This window comes from Spiroplasma sp. hyd1 (assembly GCF_016082235.1).
In the GTDB taxonomy this organism is placed as follows: Bacteria; Bacillota_I; Bacilli_A; order Mycoplasmatales; family Mycoplasmataceae; genus Spiroplasma; species Spiroplasma poulsonii.
The window spans coordinates 1-15,669 of sequence record NZ_JXYY01000027.1 but is presented as its reverse complement, the minus strand read 5'-3'; the positions used below and the strand labels follow the sequence as shown (position 1 = coordinate 15,669).

Sequence of the window (15,669 nt, the reverse complement as noted above, 5' to 3'; positions counted from 1 at the left end):
ATTATTTTTGTGTTTAACAAATTATTTTNAGCACTTTAATAATATAATTAGGTTTAGTAAAGGAGAAAAAAATATTATGTATGATAAAAATAACAAAATTATTGTAAAAATAACAAATATTACTCCCTATGGTGCTTTTTGTAGAGCAGGAAAGGCTGATGGTTTAATCCATATTAGTGAAGTTTCAGATTATTTTGTTAAAGATATTAAAGATTTTTTTGATATTGGTGATGAAATTGAAGTTGAGGTGCTTGATTTTAATACAGTTAGAAAACATCTTAAATTAAGTTATAAAAATTGTCACCCTGAATTATTAAAAAATGATGATAAAGAAATTCAGGAAATAAAAACAGCATTCCAAAACTTAAATAAAAAACAAGATAAAACANACAATATTGAAAATATTAGTAAAACAAACAAAAATGAATAAATTAATAAAAATATAAAAAAGTAAAAAATAGTNTNANACTATTTTTTACTTTTTTATTGTATTTTATGATTAATATGTTAATATAATTATAACTTTTTATCGTTTAGTTTTACAGTATACAAAATACTATGATCCAAATAAAACAAATAAAAATGGCAAACTAGGAGGAAATAGATTTGTTTTTTTACTAGATACAGAAATGGGCAGAAAACCATATCAACGAATTCATTTTGATTTATATATTAAAGTTCTCAAGGAATTAGATTCTGGTAAATGTTATCGAGATATTATTGATAAGTATAAAGATTTAAAGATTTCACCAATGACTATTTCTAATATTTTTCGTAGTGTTGATTTAGCTGAAATAAATGAAAATTTTAAACATATGGCTCTTCCAAATAAAATAAGAGCCGATAGCAAATATGTTTACTTAGGGCTGGATGACACATTTACTAAAATTTTTAAAAAGCATAAGAAAATTGACAAAAATATGGTTAGATTAGCATATTTACATACCGGAATTGATTGGCAAAAATCTAGTAAAAAAAGACATTTCTTACAAAATAAACGATTATTAATGGTAATGTCAAAAAATGTAAATCTTAAAATGAAAGAATATCGTCAATTATTAAAGGAATTTATTAATAATAACTATGATTTAACAGGCAAGCAACTAATAGTAATGGGTGATGGTGCAGAATGAATTAAAAAATTAGCTGAATATTTGAAAACAGATTATGTCCTAGATGAATTTCATTTAATGGCTAAAGTTCATCACTGCTTTAATTTTCGTAGACTAGGTAAAGATTCAAAAAAAGAACTAACTGTAGAAGAAACTCAGAAAAAAGCAATTTATCAAGATGTATATGCTTTTGTTAGAAAAGGGGAAGTTAATTCTATTTTGGATTATTTAAAACCATTTTTGACAAAAGAAATGCAAGATATATATCCATTTTTAAAAGATAAAAAAGACAAAGTCAAAGATTTAATTCAATATATAACTACTAATACTGAAGAAATCAAAAATTATCAACAAGAATATTATATTGGTTGTCAAACTGAATCACAAATTTCACATAATGTTAAAGCATTAAAATCTTATGGTGCAAAAGCATATAGTGAAATAGTTTTTCGTAATATGTTATGCATGCGAATGGCAAAAGTAAATAAATGAAATCCTATTCAATTAATTATTAATGAACATATTGAAGAAGTTAACGATGCAACAGAATATTATCGACAAAATATGTGATTCCATCCAACTAATGAAAATTCTGATTATGAACCAAAACAGGGTTCAGTACCAATTTTGAATTCAAAAGATAAAGGAATTACAAAACTAATAAGAAAAATTCTTAATTCAAAAAACTAATTAATTAAGAATTTAGGGCAAATTTTAATAATTTGCTATTTTGTTGTTGCAGAATATAAAAATTCGTGGTTTAATTATCTTAACTTAAAAAGACAAGTCTTGCTAATGCTTTTATAAATAAAAAGCATTAAATTTATGTCTACTAAACAAACACTTACTTTATTCCAACACATTAAAAATGGTAAACTTTTGCCTCTTGTTTTACGAACCGTTTTAGAGTATAATATATAATAGTGAAAGTGTGTAGAATTTTAAGGAGTAATATAAAATGGACGATAAATTAATTGTAGATAATACCGATTTTTTATTAAAATTTACACTTGAAAATTTAGATATTTTAAAGAAGTTAAAAACTAAACTTGATCAAGAAGTAATTAATTTATATGATCTTGCAAATCAAAAGAAACAGTCAATTCAACATTTATGAGGAAAAACAAAGAATAATCATAATAAGATTAAAAATCGTAGTGAGCTTGAAAATTTAATTCAACATTCATTATTAGAAAAATATGTTGCAGGAATTTTAACGCGTTTTGAATTTCGAATTGACACAATTGTTCGACAATATAATCCAAAAGAAAAATATGTCAGTGTTGTTAATCCAGCAGAAGTAAATGCTAAAAATTTGTATTTAAAAATTAAAGAGCCACAACGTTATTCAACAAAAGAAATGTTAGAGTTATAAGAGTTATTAAAAGAAGTTAATGCTCCTTTGGTTAAATTAGTTAAACAATATAATGAAAATCTTGCGCAAATTAATGCAAGTAAGGTTTTAGTTGAAAAAATAAGATTAGAGGAAGTCACAAATGAATATATTGATTTTTTCTTATTAGATAATGAAGGTTAAAATTTTTTATTAATTTTTATTTGTTTTTCTTTTTTTAACCTGTGAATTATTCGTGGTTTTGTTATAATAAAAATATAGAAACGAGGCGAATATAATGGAATACAAAGTTCGTAGCAAAAACATTATTATTACTGATGCAATGCATCAGCATTTAATGGATACTTTTAATAAATTATTAAAATATCAGCAAGTTAATGAAAATGATCTTGTTCATGTTGATATTGAGTTTACCAAAGAGAACAATGTTGTCATTAATACTTCAATTGATATTAGAGGGAAAAACAATTTCTTAAAAGCAGAAGTTCATAATAGTGATTTTTATAAAGCAGTTGACCAAGCTTTACATAAAATTGAAGAACAGTTACGAAAAATTAAAGGAAAAAGAGAAGACCGCCATAATAAAAATCAAGCCCTTGGAAAAGTCTATGCAACATCACTTGAAGCTGAAGCGGACCAAGAAGAGGAATTTAGTTAACCTTTTTTTATTTATTACTGTTTAGTAGTAGTTGTATTATTTGTGGCGTTTGCTTTATTAACCCGAATTGCACCAATTCCTTCTAATAATCAAATTAAAGCCCCAATTACAGCAACTAATTCACCAACAACAATTACTCAAGTTGAAATTTCTTTTGTTGAAGTGATAATTGCACCGATCATACCAATAATTGCAATTGTGATAAAAACAATTCCAGCAATTAATTTACCAATTTTGTGACGAACAAAGGTTGCGACACAAATAAACAAGAAAGCTGTAATTAAAATAATTGCGCCATTATCTCCAGTGTTATTGTGAACAAAGAGTCTTGTGTCAACTTTAACATTTGGAAATGAGTTTAAAATTGCTAAAATAAACAATCATAATCCAGAAATTCAAATCATTACTTTTTGGAAAGTAACATTAACCTTAATTGTTGCATATTTTAATTTTGCCATAATTTTTTCCCTCCTTAACCATATCAATAGATATATTATAACAATATTATTAAAACTAATTTAATAATATTATTAATAAATTAAATAATTCGTAAAATATCGTTTGCTTTAATATTCAAGAATTTAATCATTCCTGGTGCTAAACAATAGACAAAATAACATTCTGAAAAATAATGACTCATTTTTTGTGAGCCAAAATTTTGAATTGTTGAAATAACTTCAAAGTTTTTATTACAAAAAATAACATCAAGTTGATAAAAAATCCCAAAACTATTAAATCCGCGCACGTTTCGTAGTAAATAACCATCTTTCATTGTAATATCTTTTGGTTGAATTAAACTAGTAAATTTATCGCGTCAAGATTTAATAATATGAACATCAACATCTTGGGGAATACTATTGACTGTCAATGTTTTATGATCTTTTAATAAATAATATTTTTTATTTCGTTTATGTTTCGTACGATGAAATTTATAAATTAAATTTGAAAAAATTCCCATAATCACACCTTTTTCTTTTTTCTTAACAATTATATAAAATTATATTATAATTACCAAGAGAAAGAGGTGTTATTATGAAATTTGCATTGTTTTTAGCAACTGGTTTTGAAGAAGGTGAAGCAATTATTACCGCTGATGTATTACGTCGTGGTGGGATTAACTTGGAATTAGTTAGTATCATGAAAAAACGAGAAGTTGTTTCAGCGTATAATGTTACAATTGTAGCAGATAAATTAATTGAGGATGTTAAATATGAAGATTATGATGGGTTTGTCTTGCCTGGCGGTCGGGTTGGCGTTGATAATCTTACAAAAAGTGAAATGTTAAAAGATTGATTATTAAAAGCAAATAGTGATCAAAAAACAATTGCTGCGGTGTGTGCTGCTCCCCAAATTTTAGGGCATTTAGGAATCTTGGACAACAGAGAAGCAACAAGTTATCCAGGATGTACGAAAGGAATGGAAAAAGCAATTTACAATGATGAAATGGCAGCAATTACTGATGGTCACGTTATTACAGGGGCTTCGGTTGGATCAACAATGAATTTTGCGTTGGCAATTGCTGATCGGGTATTAGGACCAGAAAAAGTGATGGAATTACATCACGAATTAGTCATTAGGGATTAAAATTATCTTGCAAATAATTTGCAAGATAATTTTAATTTAGCAAATAATTTGTTAAATAAAAAGAGTAAAATAAAAATACCTCAAAGGAACATAAGTAATTTAAAATTAATTGTTAACAACTCTTGGATCCGTTTGTAGTAACTTAGCTATTAACTCCCTTTGTCCAAAAAAGAGGTTTTTAACTTAATTGAGGTAGACAGGGTGTTTGTTATTTTTTAATAACAAAAAATATTTTTAACTGATAATGACAAAAAATGTTATTATAAATTTTGAAAAATAAAACTAAAAGATATTAATGAGATTAATTAGATAAAAACTTTAAAAAATAGGAGGAATAATATGAAGAGAATATTAGCTCTTTTAGGAGCAATATCGTTAGTGGGGACAAGCGCCGTTTCAGTTGTTGCTTGTAGTCATCCTCAAGATCAGAATGTGTCAGTTGATGACATTAAAAAACAATTAGAACAATATACTGATACACCATTTTTTGCTTCTTCATCAGAAATAACAAACGATAAATTAGCATCAGAATTAGCTAGTAAAATAACAGTAGGAAGTTACAAGTTAGTCGTTAAAGCTGATCCGACATTTGTGCAACCAAAAATTTCTGATGGCAATGCTCTATCAGCAGCAACCATTAATGAGTTTAAAACACAATTAGCACTAACCGCAGCAGAAGGAAAATTAGTTGTGAATAATGGAAGTGCAATTGTTAGTTTGGAGAAAAAATCAACTGAACTATTTAGTGTTAAAATTAAGTGATCAACAAATGAATTACTGTTTTTAGCAAGCACCATTAATAAAATTAATGATGTGGGGGATACAACTCAAAATATTAAATTTCCACTACCACCAATTATGCCGGAATTAGATATTAATCTTGCTGATTTATATAGTTATCTTGGCTTAATTGAATTGCCAGCAGAATTAATCAATAGTATTGATTTATCACAAATAAATACCCCCGATTTTGTTACTAAGTTTAATGATGTTTTAAAAAAGATTAGCGATAGATTGTCAGTTCTTGGTCTTGGTGATTTCTTAACAAAAGACTTATCGTTTTCTTTTCAAGTAGTAAAACTCACTAAAGAGAACAAAACTGATATTACCATAAAAGGAACTGGAACTGTTAATGATTTATTGCATAATATTGCTCCAGATGTTATTGCATTATTACAATGATACCTTAAAGAAGGCAAAGAAAGAATTGGAACAACTCATAATACTGTTTTACCATTAATTCAATATTTATTGTCACCAGTTAATAAAAATGTTCAAGAAAATATTAAAACTGAATTTGGTGAAACTAACTGATTCTATGAAAATACAGCAACAAATTTTGATAGTTTGATGTTTCATTTACTTAGTGGGTATAAAGGAGAACCAACGAAAGCTGATAATCAGTATATTTTTAAAGTTGTTGGAAAAGTAGTAGTTATGAACGTCATTTTAGAAGTTACTATAGAACTTGATGATGTTTTTGATCAAAGTCTTGTTGGTAATGAAGGTCATTCTAGTTATTTTGGAAAAACATTTGTTTATTTACACTTAAATCCAACCTTATTAATTGCAAGTATTTTAAATGTTTTTAGTCAAAATGAAGGAAAAGGGATTGATGCTGTTGGGAAAAGTATTTTACAACCAAAAACGTGAAAAGGAATTAATTCACTGATACAAGAGAATATTCCAGCAATTAATGTTTATTTAGGGCCAAGTATTATGAATTTTGCTGGACCAACGATTTTACGTAATTTAGGTTTAAGCAATACTGAAATAAATAACAATAACATTACAATGACTGCCGGAACAGTTAAGTTATCACTTAAAAATAAAAATAATCAGTGAGAGGATTTTAAAGCAACTTTTAAAGAAGGTGATAAGCAACCTGATTTAACGCAAATTCTTAATGCAACTGATATAAAAATTAGTTTTATGAATGTTAAATTTAAAGTTACTCCAAAAAATAATGATAAAATTGCTTACGAAACAAATGGAAATATCAATTTTGATTTATGATTATCGGACTTGATGAATTAAGATATTAAGAAAAAGTATTTTAAATTTATCTTTGTTACATATATAAATACTTCAAAATAGAGTATTAAAAATTCTGATTTGAAAGCATAGTTAACTATGCTTTCAAATCATTTTTATTTTAAAATACAAAATTAAGGACAATAATTCCTATAATAATTTAGGGGTGCTTACTTTTTTTTAATTATAATTAGTGATATAGGAAAAATATGATAAAAAACTTAGCAACAAATAAATATATTAATAAGGAGACATAAAAAATGAAAAAATATTAGCCTTATTAGGAACCTGCTCATTGTTAATAGCAGGAGTAACAACCGTTGTTAGTTGTGCATCTAAGCCGAATGTTGACCCTAGTGATGATGATAATGATATTAGAAAAGATTTAGATTTGTTATTAAAGATTATGAATGAAGCTCATGAAGTATTTTTAAATTATGCAAATGAAAAAGCTGTTCTTAATCTTAATGATTATCAAATTCCAGAATTAAACCAATTATTTGATTTAGTTAATCCAACGGAAAAAGAAGTTGAATTGCAATTAGACACTCCTTTTGGTGAGAAAATAAATAATTTTCTTGAGAATAATTTTAAAACAGTTTTTGATGAGGTTAATCGATTAATTACCAATAAATACTCAAACTATTATGTTAATTCAATGCCGTTTGCTTTTAAGACGAGTCTTTCAAATTTAAAAGTAAATTACGTTGATGTAGCAGCATTACAAAAATTAACTACAGAACCAATTAAGGATTTAAAAGCAGTTGTGGTAAATTATAGTTTTGGTTATACTGGTTCATTCAAAACATTAACTAATCCAGCAAGATTTAATATTAAATATGTTACTACAAATAATCAAAGTGATGTTGCTAAAACATTACCAGATCTTAATTTATTTTTTTTACATAATTTTTGTTTATATTGGATAAGGCTAACTTGAAATAAAAACGAAGCTACAGGGGACCAGAGTTTTTCAACACAAGGATCCAAGATGTTTTGAAGTTTAGGTTTTGGTTTTGGAGATTCAAGGAATAGTGCTATTGTATATACTGCTTGAACGCGATGGCAACAAGATTTAGGTTTTGTTTCGCGGGCTTAGTGGGTTTTAGTTATGTTTTCTTGATTATTCTTATTTAATTTGTAAAAACACATTTTCTTTCATTTTATAATAGACTTCTTGCATTACTTGTTAAAAAATTGCAAATATTTGTAAAAAAGATACTAATAGAAAAATATAATTTTAATTAATTATGTTTTTTATTTAAAAATTTAATATTTTTCCACAACGAAAAATTAATTTATTATTTAAATTATTTAATTTTAAATAAATATTTTATGTTAAATATAATAATTGTAAATTATAAATTGAGGCAATTAAATTAAATCTTAAACCAAATCTTTTTCTTCGATTACGATATTTTTCTGTAATAATTTTAAATTTTTTAAGAATAGCAAAAATATTTTCAATAATAATTCTCATTTTTGAAACTAGTCTATTATATTGCTTTTGTTCTTTGTTTAAAGGGTTTTTCTTTGTTTTCTTTGTAGGTATTAGAACATTATTGTGATTTTTTTGTATTCCTTGATAACCACTATCAACTATTAATTTGGTATTTTTTAAAATTGGGATTTTTGATTCTTTAAATAAAGCATAATCATGTTTTTTTTCCGAGCGAAAAACTTGTTGCAATAATTTTTTTGGTTTCTTGTTCGATAATTANTTGTGTTTTGATCGTGTGTTTTTTCTTTTTACCAGAATAAGATTGTTTTTGTCTTTTTTTTTGGNCGTTGGATTGGAGTTTCGGTAGCATCAATAATAATAGTTTTATCATTAAAATAATCATTTATTAGTGCTTTTTTACCAGCAAGTTGTTGAAAATCAGAGTTTTTAATTAAAATATCTTCAATTCACTTAATATTACGATAACAATTAGCCTCACTAATATCAAAACTTTTACCAAGATGAAAATAAGTCTGATATTCTCGTCAATATAATAAAGTCATCAATAATCTATTTTCTAATGATAATTTATTAGTTTTACCACCTTTTTTAAATTTTTCTATTTCAGCAACTTTTAAAATATCTAACATTTTATTAAAAGTGGATTTTTTTATTCCTGTTAATCTTAACCATTCTCTATCATTAAGAGTATTAAATTTATTATTGTTCATATTTTTATGTCCTCATAAATTATATTTTATAATAATATTTTAATAAAAAAGGGTATCGCAAGAAGTCTAATTTAAGTCATATTAATTTTGATAATTTAGCAAAATTAATTACAGTTAATAATGATAGTATTATGGGTATTACAATTAATTTTAGTATTTCATATTCAATTAAATTTAAGGATCTTGAACAACCTCAGAATTCACAAGGACTTGTTGTTATTTGCAATGATGTTTAAGCCTTAAGCGGTATTCAGAAGAATCTTGAAAACTATTTTATTACTTTTATTGATGAACTTTTTCAAAAGCAAAATTATGAAATCATTGATTCATTACAACATAATTTTGATGCTATCAATGGTTATAATACAATTTGGCCGATAGTGGGTCAAGAATTAAAGGCGAGAGGAATTTTATTTAAAAATAATTCAAGTATTTCTTGAAGTTCTTTTAGTACTTCCTTTCGTCTTATTGAAACCGTAACCAAATCAGATTCGGTTTTATCATGGGTAGGTAGTGGTTATGATTCACAGAAATTAACACCAGAAAATTTTTTGAAATTCTATAAGGAAAAATATTTTAAACCAAGTACTTTAAAAAATTATTATGTTTATGTTAAAGGAAATGTTACATCTTTTTATCCACAAAGTTTTACAATTGAAAATTTGCCCTTTAACAAGAAAAACTCATCTAAAACCTTAAAAACACCAATTAAAGTATTACAGTCACAACAATTTATTGATCAAAAATTAGATCAATTTGCGGAAACAACAATGAAATTATGACAATATTATCAAATTGAAACATATAATGACAGACTAGTTTTTAAAATGACCCAAAATAATTTTAATGTTTTAGCAAATAAGGCAGTTGCTTTTAAAACAAATAATAATTCATTTGCAAATTTAATCCCATTTTTCAGAACTATTTTTAAGATATTTAATGATAAATTAGATCCGAAAATTAAATCTGATACAAGACTTTCATATTACACTAATACTGATAATATTAATTTAATAAAAAATTCAAACGCATTAATTTTTCAATTATTTCGAAAAATGAATAAAGATGGATATTATCCATGATTAGACATAAACTTTAGTTACAATGCCTTTGGTTATAGTTTTTTCTTTAAACCCGATAGGCACGAAACAAATACTGATAAGAAAGATGAATTTTTACAAACAATTGAATTTAAAGTTGTTTAATGGAGATATGATTAGCATTATAATGCAATAATTTATCTTAAAGAATTTAAAATGAAGACTTTTTAAATTCTTTTTTTTGTTTATAATTAATTTATAGAAAAAAATAGAAGAAATAAAGGAGCTAAGTTGATCAATGAAAAAACTATTATTAATTTTAGTTAGTTTAGGAATTACAGCAACCTCTAGTTTTAGTTTAATTGCTTGTAACCCACCCCAACACCAAGAAAAAAACATTTTACAAACATTTCAAATTAATACAAATCAAACGGGGATTGAAATTTTAGCTAATTTACATACTTTTATGCAAATTCGTTATCGTTTAACGCAAGACCCTACAGCACGAAAAATTGCGACATATCAGGTTGTATATCAAAACAAGGATATTACTAATGATCAAATAGTAACTGTTAGTCGTGATGGAATTGTTCATATTACTATTACTTTAGCCCCACCTGATTCATCAATTTCTGTTGATCAACAAAATTTAGTGCAAGAAGGATTTGAACTAGGGAACACATATAATGTTGAAATTAAAGTCACTGATGTTAATAAACAAAATATTAAAACTGTTATTGTTCCAGATTTAAAAACTTCTGCAAGAGAAAATGAGGTCTATCAAAAGTTAAATACTAATTATGATATCATAGAAGCGGTTCGTGATGCAATTAATCACCGTTTATCGATTACAGCTTCGAATAGTGATTTTATTATTACTAATGATCAAAAACCAAATGAAAAACAGTTGCCAGGAACAGTTGTAACTTTTACTGTTACTACCGCACCAAATAGTAGTTTAATTGAAGGTTCATTTACTTTTATTAATACTTTATCAGCACGAAAAGATATTTCCGAAGTTGAAATTAATAATTTACCAGTTGATCCAAACCCTAAGTTTACTTATGGTCAATTAAATCAAAACAAAGAGATTTTAGATGCCATTATTGGAACAATTAATAACAAGTTACAAATTACGATTACAACAAAAGATTTTATTGTAACAAATGATCAAAAAGTTAATGAACCACAAGCACCAAGTCAAACAGTAACATTTATCGTTGTGGCAACAGAAACTAGTAGTTTAATTCATGGTACCTTTAAATTTACGGTTGTATTAGCAAAATTAAATTTAACCCCCGTTAAAATTGATGGAACAACTATCACCGTTGTTGCTGACCCAGATGCTCTTTATGAAACACTAAATCAAAATAATGAAATTATCACAGCAGTAACAACAACGATTAATAAGACGCTTTTGATTACGGTGACTAAGTTTGACTTTATCATTACGAATAATCAACCTAGTGATAAAAAACAAGAACCAAAGACAGTTGTAACGTTTACAATTACTGCAAGTGAAACTAGTAAATTAATTACTGGTCAGTTTACTTTTAAAATTACTTTACAAGAAAAAACAATGTAATATTAACAATCATCAAAATAGAAGAGGAAGTTAATATGAATCAAGAAAATAAGGATATGAATTGAAAAATAGTAAGTAAAGAAATTATTAATAGACAATTACAAGCATATTATCGCAATAATATTTCATTTCAACCACCAACAAAACAACATCAACTAGTAATTCGGTGAATGTTGTTTTTAGGACCGTTTTTAACATTAATGGGAATTTTTATTAGTATTTTATTTGTTGTTAAAAGTATTGCTATTTATTTAATTTTTTTACCACTTCTAATGTTATTAATTGGAATTAGTTTAATTGTTGTTGTTTCTTATTATATGATTAAGTGAACACGGTTATTAAAACTTTATGATAAAATCATGGAAAAAATTAATTTAGTTGAAATTTATAATTTAGGTTTGGCCCAATATTTTAATTCACAATTAATTCTAAAAAATATTAGTCAAACTTTTGAACCAGCACCTAGTAGGTTAATTAATTTTAATATTAATACTAAAATTGATACTGTTTTTAATTTATCACATACTTTGGGTGAAATTTCGTTTGGTACAATTATTCATCATGTCATTAATAAAGTTAACCCTAAAATTAATAGAGACGAATTCTATCGGTTACCAATTTTTACCGTACAACCAACCACTAAATTATCTGCTGAATTTACAATTCAGCCGCGCAGAGTATCAACTAAATTTTTTAATCCGTTAACTTATGTTAGTTTTGAGGATGATTTATTTGAACGGGTGTTTTTCGTTGAGGGTCATTATGAACGAGCAATTAAAAGTATTTTAAATCCAAAAGTTCGTAAAAACTTACTTGTCTTAGCAGCAAAGACACCAACAATTCCTGCCGTTGATGTGGTTCAAAATGTTTTAACATTTTTGTTTCAATCTTATTTAGTAAAAAATTGAAATGATAGGAAAATGACATTAACCCAAGTTGATTTTTCAGGAAATTTTGAACGTGTAGCTGATGATATTATTACTAAAATTGAAACAGATATTATTTGATTAAAAGAATGTTTAGTTTGATTGAATCAATTTGGGATTATGATGGTATAGCAATTTATTTCAAACAAAATAATTTTATTAAGAAAACAGGAGTGAGATGATAACAAATGCAAGAAAAATTGTTTACAAATCAAAATCAGCAAAAATTATTAGTTGAATTAAATTATGAAATGCAAACCGCTGATGAAGTTTGTTTTGTTTTTCCCTTTATTTCCAAAGCGATTATTAATAAAATTGAAGCATCGATTAAGTATTGTTGTCTTAATAAAATTCCAATTCGAATTATTACTACTACTTTTGATGATTTAGCTGAATATAATAATTTATTAGAATTAGCACGATTAGTAACAACTTATAATAATATTCAGATTAAAGTGGAAGATAACTTAGAAAAACGAAGTGAGCGAATTCATATTAAAGCTTCAATTTTTAAACGTTTCCATGGGGTTTCAACAGCAATCATTGGTTCTTCAAATTTAACTTATCAGGGGATGGTAACAGGACGGGAATGGAATATTAAATTAACAACAATTAATAATCATCGTTTAGTTACAGAAATTATTACTGAATTTGAACAATTATGAAATGAAGTTTTAGTTGATTTTAATGATGAACTTGCTCGAAACCATTTGTTAGAACGAATTAGTCAAAACCAGACAGCTCGTATTGCAACTATGTTTAATAATACGCCAACTGAATTTTTAACAATTCGGAAATATTTATATGATTTTCAAAAAGATATTGTAACAACATTGCAATATCGTCGCCAATTAGGAAAAAATGCGCATTTAGTAATTATGGCAACTGGAACTGGTAAAACAGTAGTTGCCGCTTTTGATTATTTTTATCAACAGCAAGCAAGAGGTGGAGAACCAGTAAAAATGTTGTTTTTAGCCCATCAAAAAGAAATTTTAGATCAAGCTTTGCAAACTTTTCGTGGGGTTTTAATGGATAAAACTTTTGGGGAAGTTATGTATGAAGGAAAAAATAGTGAAAACAATGCGCATTTATTTGCAACAATTCAAACGATGGCTAATAAGTTATCACAGTTTAAACGTGATCATTTTGATGTGATTATTTTTGATGAAGCACATCATATTGCTGCTAATACTTTTGATCAAGTTTTTAATTATTTTCAACCACAACAAGTGCTTGGGTTAACTGCAACCCCAGAACGCGAAGATGGTAAATCAATTAAAAAATATTTTGCTAATGAATATGCAGCAGAATTACGCCTATGAGATGCAATTAACCAACGTTTATTATGTCCCTTTGATTATTATTGTATTGATGATAATACAGTTGATTTAACAGGGGTTGATTTAAATGCTGATAGTGAACTTTTTAAAAAGTTAAATACAAAAGCACGAAATGATTTATTATTAAAAATGATTGAAAAATATTTGGGTTTATATGCAAAACCAACAGCACTGATTTTTTGTGTAACAACTGAACACGCTAAACTAGTCGCAACTTTTTTACGAGCAAATCATCTCCGTGCTGATTATCTAACTTCTGAAAATCGTGAACAACGAACACGAATTTTACATGAATTTAAAATTGGTCGAATTAATTATTTATGTGTTGTTAATATGTTTAATGAAGGAATTGATGTTCCAGAGATTAACACAATTATTTTATTACGCCCAACAAATTCTAAAACAGTTTATTTACAACAACTTGGACGGGGATTACGAAAAACAGAATTAAAAAGTCGGTTAGAAGTTTATGATTTGATTAGTAACATTGATAGTAAATATGATATTACGATTGGAATTAAAAATTTATATGATCCAAAATTAACGTCAATAAAAGGATTATTAGCAAACGAAGGGTTACCTTATAATTGCACGATTACTTTAGAACAACGATCACAAAAAGTTATTTTAAATAATTTACGCAAATGATATGATAACCGTGCCAGAATTAAAAGTCATATTCGTGAATATTATCAAAAATATCAAAATGATGGTTTAAAACATTTACTACATGATTATGATTTATCATTATATCAATTTTATAATTATGTAAATGATTTTTATGTTAAAATTGGTCGTAATATTGAACGTTATCAACCGGATGAAAATAATACTAACCGGAATAAAAGCTTGTTAAAACAATTCTTATTTTTAGATAGTTACCACCTTATTAATTATTTTATTTTACGGTTAAGTCAAAAGCTTCCCACGGGCGAAATTAATTTAGATTATGATAATTTATTAATAACATCATTGTTATATGAAGTAACTAGTATGGCTGTTTTTACTGCATTATTTCCAAATTATGCAATGATTCCTGATTTAGTAACATATTTTATTAATCATCATCAACTTATTGTGGCAGAATTATTAATTATTTTACAATATAAATTAGAACATGAAACTTTAAAAATGCATTCTGAAACGACGAGGCCATTATTAAAAGGAATTACTTATACTGTTAAACAAGTTTTATCAGTTATTGGTCGAACAAACTTTTTATTAACACGGGGGGAATTACGAATTATTGCTTTTCAAGCTGGTTATTTAACATTTGATAAAGTTAATCAAGTTATTTTAGCGGATGAAGATGGAACGGGGTATGGTAAATTAACAAAATATTTACCAGATGAACAAGTTTTTTATTGGTCAATTCCTGAAACAATGACACTGGCTAATAAGTTAGTAAAAGACATTCAAAATAATGGTATTGTTAAATATTTATTTTTACAAAACAAAATTAATACTAAGTGGTCAAATTTAGGATTAAAATTATACTGTTTTATTGGGTTTGGTCATTATGAGACAATGTTAACAGAGAATTATTTGACGGCTAAATTTTTTATTGAAAAAGACTAAATATTTTTAAACATATTTTTTGGAAGTTAAAAAGTGGACCGATGCAAAATAATTATTAATTTAACATTTATTTTTTATGTTGTAAGTCATTTTTTCATAATAAATTATTAAAAATATAAAAATTGAATCTTTTTTGTTTACAAAAAATGTATTATAATTATTAAATAGTATTATTTTTATCAAAGGAACATATAGAAAATGGAAAATTTTAATCTTGATTTTATTCGTAATTTAACGAGATTAGTAACCTTTAATAATGCCGAGCAATTGTATCAAACAAAAAAGG

14 protein-coding genes and 1 pseudogene are annotated in these 15,669 nt (G+C 26.0%); 12 read left to right on the top strand and 3 right to left on the bottom strand.

The window, feature by feature from the left end; genetic code table 4:
• Positions 1 to 76 precede the first annotated feature (76 nt).
• From TS70_RS03920 to hpf, 5 genes are all read left to right on the top strand, one after another.
• Complete coding sequence (locus tag TS70_RS03920) at positions 77 to 430, top strand: S1 RNA-binding domain-containing protein (RefSeq protein ID WP_198049477.1); 354 nt, start codon at positions 77 to 79, stop codon at positions 428 to 430.
• Positions 431 to 512: 82 nt separating this feature from the next.
• Positions 513 to 1,802 (top strand): Mbov_0401 family ICE element transposase-like protein, encoded by a 1,290-nt coding sequence (locus tag TS70_RS03915; protein WP_334199110.1) that lies wholly within the window; start codon positions 513 to 515, stop codon positions 1,800 to 1,802.
• 268 nt (positions 1,803 to 2,070) lie between these two features.
• On the top strand, positions 2,071 to 2,487 hold the full coding sequence (locus tag TS70_RS03910; RefSeq protein WP_198049475.1) for a hypothetical protein: 417 nt from the start codon (positions 2,071 to 2,073) through the stop codon (positions 2,485 to 2,487).
• Positions 2,488 to 2,514: 27 nt separating this feature from the next.
• Positions 2,515 to 2,649: a hypothetical protein gene (locus TS70_RS08105; RefSeq protein ID WP_255516867.1), complete on the top strand. Its 135-nt coding sequence runs from the start codon at positions 2,515 to 2,517 to the stop codon at positions 2,647 to 2,649.
• 94 nt (positions 2,650 to 2,743) lie between these two features.
• A complete protein-coding gene (hpf, locus tag TS70_RS03905; protein ID WP_198049474.1) occupies positions 2,744 to 3,124 on the top strand; it encodes a ribosome hibernation-promoting factor, HPF/YfiA family in 381 nt (126 codons plus the stop codon).
• A gap of 14 nt (positions 3,125 to 3,138) precedes the next feature.
• Here hpf and TS70_RS03900 read toward each other — a convergent pair whose 3' ends face one another.
• Positions 3,139 to 3,582 carry a hypothetical protein gene (locus TS70_RS03900; protein ID WP_040093149.1) on the bottom strand — a complete coding sequence of 148 codons (444 nt, stop codon included), beginning with the start codon at positions 3,580 to 3,582 and terminating at the stop codon, positions 3,139 to 3,141.
• A gap of 80 nt (positions 3,583 to 3,662) precedes the next feature.
• Entirely contained in the window at positions 3,663 to 4,082 is a 420-nt protein-coding gene (locus TS70_RS03895; RefSeq protein ID WP_198049473.1) for a hypothetical protein, read from the bottom strand.
• 74 nt (positions 4,083 to 4,156) lie between these two features.
• Between TS70_RS03895 and TS70_RS03890 the strand changes: the two genes are divergently transcribed.
• The 3 genes from TS70_RS03890 (at position 4,157) to TS70_RS03880 (ending at position 7,841) form a co-directional block, all read left to right on the top strand.
• Complete coding sequence (locus tag TS70_RS03890; protein WP_127092663.1) at positions 4,157 to 4,708, top strand: DJ-1 family glyoxalase III; 552 nt, start codon at positions 4,157 to 4,159, stop codon at positions 4,706 to 4,708.
• A 339-nt stretch (positions 4,709 to 5,047) separates the two neighbouring features.
• A complete protein-coding gene (locus TS70_RS08505; RefSeq protein ID WP_198049472.1) occupies positions 5,048 to 6,745 on the top strand; it encodes a lipoprotein in 1,698 nt (565 codons plus the stop codon).
• Between the two features lie 292 nt (positions 6,746 to 7,037).
• Positions 7,038 to 7,841, top strand: coding sequence for a hypothetical protein (locus tag TS70_RS03880; RefSeq protein ID WP_198049471.1), 804 nt, complete (start codon positions 7,038 to 7,040; stop codon positions 7,839 to 7,841).
• A 234-nt stretch (positions 7,842 to 8,075) separates the two neighbouring features.
• Here TS70_RS03880 and TS70_RS03875 read toward each other — a convergent pair.
• Positions 8,076 to 8,914 (bottom strand): annotated as a pseudogene (locus TS70_RS03875) (IS5 family transposase).
• A 380-nt stretch (positions 8,915 to 9,294) separates the two neighbouring features.
• Between TS70_RS03875 and TS70_RS03870 the strand changes: the two are divergent.
• The 4 genes from TS70_RS03870 (at position 9,295) to TS70_RS08500 (ending at position 15,383) form a co-directional block, all read left to right on the top strand.
• Positions 9,295 to 10,119: a hypothetical protein gene (locus TS70_RS03870; protein ID WP_198049470.1), complete on the top strand. Its 825-nt coding sequence runs from the start codon at positions 9,295 to 9,297 to the stop codon at positions 10,117 to 10,119.
• A gap of 133 nt (positions 10,120 to 10,252) precedes the next feature.
• Complete coding sequence (locus TS70_RS03865) at positions 10,253 to 11,539, top strand: spiralin repeat-containing protein (protein WP_198049469.1); 1,287 nt, start codon at positions 10,253 to 10,255, stop codon at positions 11,537 to 11,539.
• Between the two features lie 35 nt (positions 11,540 to 11,574).
• Entirely contained in the window at positions 11,575 to 12,597 is a 1,023-nt protein-coding gene (locus tag TS70_RS03860) for a hypothetical protein (RefSeq protein ID WP_198049468.1), read from the top strand.
• A gap of 56 nt (positions 12,598 to 12,653) precedes the next feature.
• Positions 12,654 to 15,383 carry a DEAD/DEAH box helicase family protein gene (locus TS70_RS08500; RefSeq protein WP_198049467.1) on the top strand — a complete coding sequence of 910 codons (2,730 nt, stop codon included), beginning with the start codon at positions 12,654 to 12,656 and terminating at the stop codon, positions 15,381 to 15,383.
• The last annotated feature ends 286 nt before the right edge of the window (positions 15,384 to 15,669 follow it).